Raw genomic sequence first — 10,433 nt, forward strand, 5'->3', positions numbered from 1 at the left:
CTCCGGAAGACCATGACGCGCCACTGGAGTGGCGCGCCCCCAGCGATCACTTCGGGCCGACCCAGGTCTCGATCACGTCCCACTTGGCCTTGCGCTGCTCGGCGACCGGCTTCTTGAAGTCGTGGCCGTAGGTCGCGCTGTCGAACGAACCGTAGGTCGGGTTGGGCAGCATCAACCACTGCTTGCCCCAGTAGGCCATGTCTTCCTGGTAGGCCTTCAGCCGGTCGGCCTCGCCGGTGCGATAGCGGTCGTCGAAGTCGCCGAAATTGTCGCCGAGGTTCAGCAGCACGCGGTAGTCCTTGGTCACCACGGCGCGGCGTGAGCTCTTGGCGCTGCCCCATTCCTTCTGCTCGCCCTGCATCAGGAAGGTGTCGACATTGCCGCCCATGGGGAAGCCGAGCTTCGCCATGTTCTCGCGCGTGTCCTTCTCGGTCGAGGCATCGCGGTTGGTGATGTAGAACACCTTCACGCCCTTGGAATCGGCGTACTTGGTGAACTCGACGGCACCCGGGATGGCACGCGACACCTGGTCGGCGCAGAACTGGTTCCAGGTCTTGGTGCTGAAGGTCGCGTTGGTCCTCATCATCCACGCCTGATAGAGCGAGTTGTCGAGGACCGTCTCGTCGACGTCGAGGATGACGGCGGGCGGAAGGCTCGCGAAGTCGCCCTTCTGCTCGCCGGGTGCCGCCGTCCAGCTCTTGTCGGCCAGTGCCTGGTCGAGCCGGATCTGCGCCAGCGCGAACACGGTGAGCGCGTTGGCCTTGTACTCGACCGAACGCTGCGTCCACAGCGTCGCCAGCAGCAGGTCGTTGGGCGCCACCTCCTGGGCCTGCGCCACGTTCGACGACAGCATGGCGAGCGCGGCCCCCGCCGCCAGAATCTTCCTTGCGATCATGGTCCGATCTCCCTCAACAGCCTCTGTTTGGTCGCCTCGTCGGCGAACGACGCCTCGATCGCCGTCCGCGTTATGCCCCGCAGTTCGGCGTCCCCCAGTCCCGCCTTGTCGTACTCCGTGCCCAACGTGGTGTGGAAGAAGGGTGGGTCGTCCGAGCTGAGGGTGACGCGAACGCCAGCGGCGATCAACCGGTGCAGGGGATGGGCGGCACGGCTGGGGTACAGGCCGAGCGCAACGTTGCTGCCGGGGCAGACCTCCAGCACGGTGCCGCGCCGCGCCAGCTCCTCCATCAGCCGGGGATCGTCGGCCGAGCGCACGCCGTGGCCGATGCGCGTCACCGGCAGGTCGCGGATGGCTGCCCACACGCTTTCCGGTCCCATCACCTCGCCGGCATGGACGGTGCAGCCATAACCCTTGTCGTGGGCCAGCCGGAAGGCGGGCGCGAAGTCGACCGGCATGTACTTCGACTCGTCGCCACCCATGCCGAAGCCCACGACGTAGCGATGCGGCTCAGCCACCATGGTGCGCACCATGCTGAGCGCCCTGTCGGCCCCGTAATGGCGGATGCAGATCACGACGATGCGGCCCTCGATGCCGAAGTCGCGCCGTGCGCGGTCGATGCCCTGCTCCAGGGAGTCGAGCCAAGCGCCGTAGGAGATGCCGAGCGCCGCCGGCCGCTCGGGCGAGCAGAACATCTCCACGTACTTCGCGCCCTCGCGCGCCGCCCCGGCCAAGTAGGCATAGATCACGTCGCCGAAGTCGCGCGGCTGGCGCATCGTCGTGCACACGAGATCATAGGCGTCGAGGAAGCTCAGAAAGTCGTTCCAGACATAGAAGCCGTCGGCGCCCATCAGGCCGGGCGGCAGCTCCAGGCCGTTGCGCGCCGCCAGTTCGCGCGCCAGCGCAGGCGGAATCGAGCCTTCGAGATGACAGTGCAGCTCCGCCTTGGGAATCAAGAAAACCCTCGCAATGGCAAATCCGGCCTCTGCAGCCAGTTGTCGGACACATACTCGGCACAGCCGTCGATCAGGTGCAAGGCATAGGCATGGCGCGGCCGGCCCGACCGGTTGGGCGCGCTGGCATGCGGCAGCAGGCCGTGCAGCACCACCAGCGTGCCGCGCGATGCCTCGAGCGCCGCCGGCCGTGTGTCGGGCCAGGGCGTGGCATCGAGCGTGTCGGTCACCATGGCTTCGCCGGCGCGATAGAAGCGCCGGCGCAACGGCCCGCGATGGCCGCCCGGCAGCGCCATCAGGCAGCCATTGTCGCGGTCGGCGTCGTCGAGAGCGATCCAGAAGCCCGTCACGGTCGAGGGCCGGGTATGGAGATACGTCGCATCCTGGTGCCAGCCGACCTCGCCACCGATATGCGGCTGCTTGAAGAGGTACATCGACTGCAGCAGCAGCGGCTGCCGGAAGCCCAACTCCCGAGCGAGCTCGGCCAGGCGCGGCTGGCGCGAGATGCGATCGAAGACGGGATCGAGATCGTGCAGCGCGTGGCCGATCTTGTTCAGGGCGAGCGCCACCGGCTGGTCGGTCGCCTCCTCCTCGAAGAAGAAGCGGATGGCGCCGCCCGATTCGCGGAAGTAGCGGTCGCGCGCGTGGCCCTGGTCGCGCGTGGAGAACACCGTGCGGACGGGTCCCGGGTCGAAGGCCGCCACGAGCGCGGCCGCGCGCGCCTGCAGGGCGTCGCAATCGGCCGCCGGCAGGAAGTCCCTCAGCACCAAGAAGCCGTCGCGATCGTAGGCGGCGAGGTCGAGGCTCATCGGCCGATCCGATGCATGATCGTCGGCCGCGCCGGTGGCTCCTTGTCCTCGATGCGGATCGCCCGCTGCAGGATCTCGATCGCCTGGTCGGCGTCGGCGTCGCTCGCGGCATGGACGGCACACAACAGGCTGCCGGCGCGAACGGCGGTGCCGACGTCGATGACATCGGTGAGGCCGACCGAGGGATCGATGGCGTCGTCGGCGTGGGAGCGGCCCCCTCCCAGCGCCACCACGGCGATGCCGACCTGGCGCGCATCCATGCCGGCGACGTATCCCGACCGCTCGGCGTTGCAGGGCTTGATCACCGGCGCATGCGCGAGATAACGCGGCGTATGCTCCAGCAGATCGTCCGGACCGCCCAGCGCCGCAACCATCCTGGCAAACACCTCGGCGGCACGGCCGTCGGCCAGCGCCGCCTCGGCCCTCGCCCGGCCCGCGGCGGCATCGCGCGCCAGGCCGCCCAGCGCCACCATCTCGCCGGCCAGCGCCATCGTCACCTCATGCAGGCGCGGCTCACGCGTGCCTTCGCCCTTCAGGTACTTCACGGCCTCGACGACCTCGAGGGCGTTGCCAACATTGCGGCCGAGCACGCGATCCATGTCGGTGATCAGCGCGATGGTCGGCAGGCCGGCCTGGTTGGCGACGGTGACGAGGCTCTGGGCCAGATCGCGCGCCATCGCCTCGGTATCGCAGAACGCGCCCGAGCCGCACTTCACGTCCATCACCAGCCCGTCGAGCCCTTCCGCCACCTTCTTCGACAGGATCGAGCTCACGATCAGCGGAATGGACTCGACCGTCCCCGTCACATCGCGCGTGGCGTAGAGCCGCCGGTCGGCCGGCGCCAGGTCGTCGGTCTGGCCGATCACCGCACAGCCGGCCTCGCGCACGACCTTGCGGAAAGTCGCGAGGTCGGGCTGGGTCTCGTAGCCGGAGATGGCCGAGAGCTTGTCGAGCGTGCCGCCGGTATGTCCGAGCCCGCGGCCCGAGATCATGGGCACGAAGGCGCCGCAGGCCGCGACGATGGGCGCCAGCATGAGGCTCACCTTGTCGCCGACGCCGCCGCTGGAATGCTTGTCGATCACCGGGCCTGGTAGGGACAGGCTCTGCCATTCCAGCGTCGTGCCCGAGTTCGTCATGCCCACGGTCAGCGCCACCTGCTCGGCCGTCGTCATGCCGCGGAAGAACACCGCCATGGCGAAGGCCGCGACCTGGCCCTCGCTCAGGCTGCCGTCATGGATGCCGCGGGCGATGAAGGCGATCTCGTCGGCTGACAGCTCATGGCCGTCACGCTTCTTGCGAATGATTTCCTGCGGCAACATCGATACGAACTCTGACTACAGGCGACAGCCCTTTTTCCTCGCCCCCTCGGCGATGTCGACGCGGATCTCGGCCTCGACCTCGCGCTCGGCCGCCGCGTAATTGCGGTACTCGCGCCGGATCTCCTCGCAGCTCGCCTCGTCGATGAGCTTCTGGTCTTCCGGATCGAGGGCCGCCCAGGCGGCGTGACCGGGCAGCATCAGCGTCGCCAGGAGCGACAGGCAGCAAAGCAAGCGCATCATCCGTAGGTCTCCAGGAATACGCGCAACAGGCGTCGCACATCGCCTGACGCCGCACTCGCAACGGCGAGTGTCTGCTCGTGGCCGAGGGCGCCGGGCACCAGGCCGGCAGCGTAGTTGGTCATCAGCGACAGCGCCACGACCTTGAGCCCGGCATGGCGGGCCAGGATGGTCTCGGGCGCCGTCGACATGCCGACGGCATCGGCGCCCAGCACGCGGGCGGCGCGGATCTCGGCCGGGGTCTCGAAGCTCGGCCCGCTGAAGAAGATATAGACGCCGTCGTGGCAGCGGACATTGGCTGTGTGCGCCGCCGCCAGAAGCTTTTTCAAGAGCGCCGGGTCATAGGCATCGACCATGTCGACGAAGCGGCTGTTCTCGCCCGGACCGATGCCGAACAGGGGATTGACGCCGGCGAAGTTGATGTGGTCGCTGATCGCCATCACCGAGCCCGGCGGCATGTCGAGCCGGAGGCTGCCGGCGGCGTTGGTCTGCAGCAGGGTCTCGCAGCCGAGATCGGCCACCGCGCGGATGGCGCCGCGCATCTCGTCGGCCTTACCGCGCTCATAGTAGTGGGCGCGGCCCTGCAGGACGGCGACAGGTGTGGGCCCGACATGGCCCAGCACCAGGCGGCCGGCATGGCTGCCCACCGTGGTCACCGGAAAGCCCGGCAGTTCGCCGTAAGGGATGGTCGCGACCTCGTTCACCTCCTCGGCGAAGCCGCCCAGGCCCGAGCCCAGGATCACCGCGACCTTCGGCTTGAAGCCCGGCGCCCTCGCTTCGATGGCGTCAGTCATCGCTTTTCCAGATGGTGCGGACCGAAGGACATCGGGAGCAGGTGGCCCAGGGTCACGGTGCGATGGAGTCCATCGGGGCCGCAGAGATGCACCGGTAGATCATCGCTGGCGAACTCGCGCAGCTTCTGGCGGCAGCCCCCGCACGGCGTAATGACTCCCGGCCCTGGTCCGATGACCACGCATTCCAGGATGCGCTTGCCGCCGGCCGCGACCATGGCGGCGATTGCGCCCGCCTCGGCACAGGTGCCCTGCGGATAGGCCGCGTTCTCGACGTTGCAGCCGCCATGGATCGAACCATCCTCGGCGCGTACCGCCGCGCCGACATGGAACTTCGAATAGGGCGCATGGGCGCGCAGCATCATGCGGCGCGCGAGGTGGAGCAGATCGTCCATCAATGTTCCTTTTGGTAAGGTACGCCGGCGGCGCGCGGCGCAACAGCGCGTCCGATGAAGCCGGCCAGCAGGAATACCGTGAGAAGATAGGGCAAGGCCTGGATCAATTGCACGGGAACTTCGCCGACGCCCGGCACCCTCACGCCCTGCAGGCGGATGGCGATGGCGTCGAGCAGGCCGAAGATCAGGCAGGCGCCGAAGGCCGGGAACGGCCGCCACTTGCCGAAGATGATGGCGGCGAGCGCGATGAAACCCTGGCCCGCGGTCATGTCGCGGCTGAAGCCGGCATTCTGCGCGATCGAGAGGTAGGCGCCGGCCAGCCCGGCGAACAGCCCGCACAGCAGCACCGCGCGATAGCGCAGCCACGGCACCGAGATGCCGGCCGTGTCGACGGCAAGCGGCATCTCGCCGACGGCGCGCAGCCTGAGGCCAAAGCGCGTGCGCTCGATGATCCACCAGGTCAGCGGCACTGACAGCAGCGCGGCATAGACCAGGATGTTGTCGCCGGCATTGGGCAGCAGCAGCGGCAGCAGGCGCTGGTCCTCGACCAGCGGCGGCGTCTGGCCGCCGCGGTTGAACCAGGCCGTGCCCCACACGACGGTGAGGCCCGCGGCGATGATGTTGATGGCGACACCGCTCACCACCTGGTTGCCGCGATGGGTGATGCAGGCAAAGCCGTGCAGCAGCGCCATCACCTCGGCTGCGACGATGGCGGCGGCGACTCCGGCCCACGCCGAGCCGGTGACCGCGGAGGTGGCAGCGGCGAAGAACGCCGCCATCAGCATCTTGCCTTCGAGGCCGACGTCGATGATGCCGCTCTTCTCCGAGAACAGCCCGCCCATGGCGCACAGCACCAGCGGCGTGGCGACGCGCAGGGTCGCGGCCAGCGTCAGGAAGACCAGGGAAACGAGATCGTCCATCTAACGCTTCTCTGTCGTCCTGAGCGCAGCGAAGGACCTCATCGCCGCTTGCCAGGGCATGAGATCCTTCGCTGCGCTCAGGATGACGATGGGGTTCATCACGAGCCTCGAAGCGTGAACAACCGCTGCAGCCAGGGCCGCGGCATGTTCACCAGCGCGCCGGAGAACAGGATGATCAGGCCCTGGATCACCACCACCATCTCGCGCGTGATGGTCGGGATCTCGAAGGCGAGCTCGGCGCCGCCCTGCTGCAGGGCACCGAACAGCAGGGCCGCCAGCACGATGCCCACAGGATGGCTGCGGCCCATCAGGGCGACGGCAATGCCGGCAAAGCCGTAGCCCGCCGGGAAGTCCAGCACGATACGCTGGTGCACGCCCATCAGCTCGTTGACGCCGACGAAGCCCGCCAGGCCGCCCGAGATGCACATGGCAAGCATGGTCATGTGCCGGAGGTTGGTGCCGCCATAGACCGCCGCCTCGGGATTGTGGCCCATGGTGCGCAGCGCGTAGCCCCAGGGCGTGTGCCACAGGAACACCCAGACTCCAATGCAGCACAGCACGGCCAGCACGATCGACAGGTTGAGCGCCGAGGGCGCCACCTGGATGCCGATGGCAGCCAGCGTATCGTGCATCGACGGCAGCTTGCCCGAGGCCGCGAAATTGCGGCTCTGCGGCGTCATCGAGCCGGGCGCGATCAGCACGTTCACCATCAGATAGACCATCAGCGCGGCCGCCAGGAAGTTGAACATGATCGTGGTGATGACGATGTGGCTGCCGCGCCAGGCTTGCAGCCAGGCCGGCACCGCCGCCCATGCCGCGCCGAACAGGGCGGCGGCCAGGATCGCCAAGGGGATCATCAACGGCGCCGGCAGGTAGCGGTCGAAGGCCAGGATCGCCAGCCCGCAACCCAGCCCGCCGATATAGGCCTGTCCCTCGCCGCCGATATTGAACAGGCCGGCATGAAAGGCGACGGCCACGGCAAGCCCGGTGAAGATGAAATTGGTCGTGTAGTAGAGCGTGTAGCCGATCGATTCCGACGAGCCGATCGCGCCCACCACCAGGAACTGAAGTGCATGCAACGGATCGACGCCGATGATGCGGACGATGATGCCGACGGTGATGAAGGCGAGCGCGATGTTGACCAGCGGCAATACCGCGATCTCGGCCCACGCAGGCAGAGGCCGCCGGCCGTTCACGCGTGCGCCCCGGCCATCATCAGGCCGAGCGTGCGTTCGTCGGCGCGACCGGCCGGCACCTCGCCGGTAATGCGGCCGGCGAACATCACGACGATGCGGTCGGCCAGCGACAGGATCTCGTCGAGCTCGACGGACACCACCAGCACCGCGCAGCCCTGGTCCCGGCTCTTCACCAGCTCGCGATGGATGAATTCTATGGCGCCGATATCGACGCCGCGCGTCGGCTGGCCGACCAGCAGCACCTTGGGTTCTTGCGCCATCTCGCGCGCCAGCACCAGCTTCTGCTGGTTGCCGCCGGAGAAGTTCGACGAGCGCAGCGCCGGCGCGCGCGGCCGCACGTCGAAGCGGTCCATCAACGTGGCGCAGTGGCGGCCGACGGCCGGGCCATCGAGCAGGTAGTTGCGGCAGAACGGCGGCTGGGCCTGGTAACCCAGGATCGACGTCTCCCAGGCGTGGAAGGCCGCGACCATGCCCTGGCGCAGGCGATCCTCAGGCACGTGCGCCAAACCGAGCGTGCGCATCTCGGCGGGATCGCTGGGATGGTGGGCATCGATCACCCGGCCGCGCACAGTGAGCTTGCCACCCGTCGGCCGCCGGATGCCCGACAGGACCTGCAAAAGCTCGGTCTGGCCGTTACCCGAGACGCCGGCGATGCCGACGATCTCGCCGGCGCGCAGTTCCAGATCGATATTGTCGAGCAGACGCACGCCACGATGATCGACCAGCGACAGTTTCTCGGCCGACAACAGCACCTCACCCGACTTCGGCGCGGCCTTGTCGAGCTGAAGCCGCACCTTGCGGCCAACCATCAGCTCGGCCAGCTCCTCGGGATTGGTCTCCGCCGTTCGGCGGTCAGCGACGATCTGGCCCTGGCGCATGACGTAGACGTGGTCGGTCGCCGCCATGATCTCGCGCAGCTTGTGAGTGATCAGCACGATGGTGACGCCGCGCTCCTTCAGCGTCGCCAGGATGCGGAAGAGCTGGTCGGTCTCCTGCGGCGTCAGCACGGCGCTGGGCTCGTCCAGGATCAGGATCTTGGCGCCGCGGAACAGCACCTTCAGGATTTCCACGCGCTGCTGCTCGCCGACCGACAGGTCGGCGATCTTCGCATCGGGATTGACGGAGAGCCCATACTCGCGGGCCAACCGCTCGAGCTCGGCGCGCGCCGCGGCGAGGCCGCCCGCCAGCAAAGGCCCGCCCTCCGCTCCCAGCACCAGGTTCTCGAGCACCGTGAAGGTGTCGACCAGCATGAAGTGCTGGTGGACCATGCCGATGCCGTGGGCGATCGCGTCGTGCGGATTGTCCATGCGCATGGGCTGGCCGTCGATGCGGACCTCGCCGGCATCGGCACGATAGAGCCCGTAGAGGATGCTCATCAAGGTCGACTTGCCGGCGCCGTTCTCGCCGACGATGCCGGTGATGGCGCCCTTGGCGATGGCGAGCGACACGCCGCGCACGGCATGCACGCTGCCGAACGACTTCTGGATGCCGGAGAGCTCGATCGCCGGGACCGCCATCATGCAACCGACGGTAGGAGTTTCCGGTATTTCCGGCGTTTCCGACAGAGACCCTGGTGTTGCGAGTCAGTGCCGACCCCCAACCGATTGTAGGCCCTCCCGTCATCCCGAGCGGAGCCGCCCGAAGGGCGGCGTAGTCGAGGGACCTGTTTTTGCCGATGCAGCAACAAAACAGGTCCCTCCACTGCGCCTCGCTGCGCGAGGCTCCGGTCAGGATGACGAGTGTTTGCCATGGCTATAACAGCATTATAACCATAGTTTTCGACGGGGCAAGCGCAATCGGCCGCCTGCATCACTTGCAGGCGTTGTTGCTCATGTAGTCGTGGACCGTGATCTTGCCCGAGATGATGTCGGCCTTGGCCGCGTCGACCTTGGCCTTCATCTCCGGCGTCACCAGCTTCTCGTTGTCCTTGTCGAGGGCCCAGTCGACGCCGCCCTCCTTCAGGCCGAGCGCCGCGATGCCGCCCTTCCAGCTCTTGTCGTTGGCCGCCTTGAAGCTGTTGTAGGCGGCGAGATCGACCCGCTTGATCATCGAGGTCAACATGGTGCCGGGATGCAGGTGGTTCTGGTTGGAATCGACGCCGATCGCAAGCTTGCCGCGGTCCTTGGCGGCCTGCAGGACGCCGATGCCGGTCGAGCCGGCCGCGGCATAGACGACGTCGACGCCGCGATCGAACTGGCCCTTGGCGAGCTCGGCGCCGCGGCCCGGATCGTTCCAGGCGGCTGGTGTGGTGCCGGTCATGTTGGCGATCAGCTCGGCCTTGGGATTGGCGTACTTGATGCCCTGCTCGAAGCCGCACTGGAACCGGCGGATCAGCGGGATGTCCATGCCGCCGACGAAACCGACCTTGCCGCTCTTCGACGCCAGCGCTGCCAGCACGCCGACCAGGAAGGAGCCTTCATGCTCCTTGAAGGTCACGGACTGCACGTTGGGCAGCGGCACCACCATGTCGATGATGGTGAAGTGCACGTTGGGGAATTCCTTGGCGACCTTCTCGAGCGCCACGGCCTGCGAGAAGCCGACGGCGACGATCGGGTCCTGCCCCCTCTGGGCAAAACGCCGATGGGCCTGCTCGAATTGCGTTTCGTTGTTGGGCTCGAACTCGGCGATGGCGATGCCGGTTTCCTTGTTGAAGCGCTGCGCCCCCTGACTCACGCCCTCGTTGAAGGATTTGTCGAACTTGCCGCCGGTCGAATAGACGATGGCGGGCTTGGCGGCGTTCTGGGCTACGGCGGGAGCGGCCAGCGCCCCGGCGGCAAGCAACGAGACGAACAGTCCAGTCCAGAGTTTCATGACGGCTCCCTTATCATTGCTTTGAGTTTGGACCCGCCCGTGCGCCGGGTCTAGGGCGGACAGATTTCATGCGTCCTCCCCCGTCTTCGGGGGAGGATACAGGAGGG

General features: G+C 67.5%; 11 protein-coding genes. All 11 read right to left on the bottom strand.

All coding sequences use genetic code 11. The annotated features are described in order from the left end of the window. Positions 1-46: 46 nt before the first annotated feature. A complete protein-coding gene (locus RSO01_RS43975; protein WP_147156947.1) occupies positions 47-895 on the bottom strand; it encodes an HAD family acid phosphatase in 849 nt (282 codons plus the stop codon). Continuing rightward, the gene (gene add / locus RSO01_RS48705) at positions 892-1,851 is read right to left on the bottom strand and encodes an adenosine deaminase (protein WP_218037648.1); all 960 of its coding nucleotides are present in this window, start codon (positions 1,849-1,851) and stop codon (positions 892-894) included. Before add ends, RSO01_RS43975 begins: the two co-directional genes overlap by 4 nt. Next, positions 1,848-2,657 carry a phytanoyl-CoA dioxygenase family protein gene (locus RSO01_RS48710; RefSeq protein ID WP_218037649.1) on the bottom strand — a complete coding sequence of 270 codons (810 nt, stop codon included), beginning with the start codon at positions 2,655-2,657 and terminating at the stop codon, positions 1,848-1,850. Before RSO01_RS48710 ends, add begins: the two co-directional genes overlap by 4 nt. After that, positions 2,654-3,976 (bottom strand): thymidine phosphorylase, encoded by a 1,323-nt coding sequence (deoA, locus tag RSO01_RS43985; protein WP_147156948.1) that lies wholly within the window; start codon positions 3,974-3,976, stop codon positions 2,654-2,656. Before deoA ends, RSO01_RS48710 begins: the two co-directional genes overlap by 4 nt. A 15-nt stretch (positions 3,977-3,991) precedes the next feature. Beyond that, positions 3,992-4,216, bottom strand: a complete 225-nt coding sequence (locus tag RSO01_RS43990; protein WP_147156949.1) for a hypothetical protein — start codon at positions 4,214-4,216, stop codon at positions 3,992-3,994. After that, the gene (locus RSO01_RS43995; protein WP_147156950.1) at positions 4,213-5,007 is read right to left on the bottom strand and encodes a purine-nucleoside phosphorylase; all 795 of its coding nucleotides are present in this window, start codon (positions 5,005-5,007) and stop codon (positions 4,213-4,215) included. Before RSO01_RS43995 ends, RSO01_RS43990 begins: the two co-directional genes overlap by 4 nt. After that, entirely contained in the window at positions 5,004-5,399 is a 396-nt protein-coding gene (locus tag RSO01_RS44000) for a cytidine deaminase (RefSeq protein WP_147156951.1), read from the bottom strand. The genes RSO01_RS43995 and RSO01_RS44000 overlap by 4 nt, the downstream gene beginning before the upstream one ends. Beyond that, positions 5,399-6,319, bottom strand: a complete 921-nt coding sequence (locus RSO01_RS44005) for an ABC transporter permease (protein WP_147156952.1) — start codon at positions 6,317-6,319, stop codon at positions 5,399-5,401. Before RSO01_RS44005 ends, RSO01_RS44000 begins: the two co-directional genes overlap by 1 nt. 98 nt (positions 6,320-6,417) lie before the next feature. After that, the gene (locus RSO01_RS44010; protein ID WP_147156953.1) at positions 6,418-7,515 is read right to left on the bottom strand and encodes an ABC transporter permease; all 1,098 of its coding nucleotides are present in this window, start codon (positions 7,513-7,515) and stop codon (positions 6,418-6,420) included. After that, positions 7,512-9,035, bottom strand: coding sequence for an ABC transporter ATP-binding protein (locus RSO01_RS44015; RefSeq protein ID WP_147156955.1), 1,524 nt, complete (start codon positions 9,033-9,035; stop codon positions 7,512-7,514). The genes RSO01_RS44010 and RSO01_RS44015 overlap by 4 nt, the downstream gene beginning before the upstream one ends. Before the next feature lie 289 nt (positions 9,036-9,324). Further along, positions 9,325-10,326, bottom strand: a complete 1,002-nt coding sequence (locus tag RSO01_RS44020) for a BMP family lipoprotein (RefSeq protein ID WP_147156956.1) — start codon at positions 10,324-10,326, stop codon at positions 9,325-9,327. Positions 10,327-10,433: the final 107 nt, after the last annotated feature.

This window comes from Reyranella soli (assembly GCF_007992495.1).
GTDB classification, from domain to species: Bacteria; Pseudomonadota; Alphaproteobacteria; order Reyranellales; family Reyranellaceae; genus Reyranella; species Reyranella soli.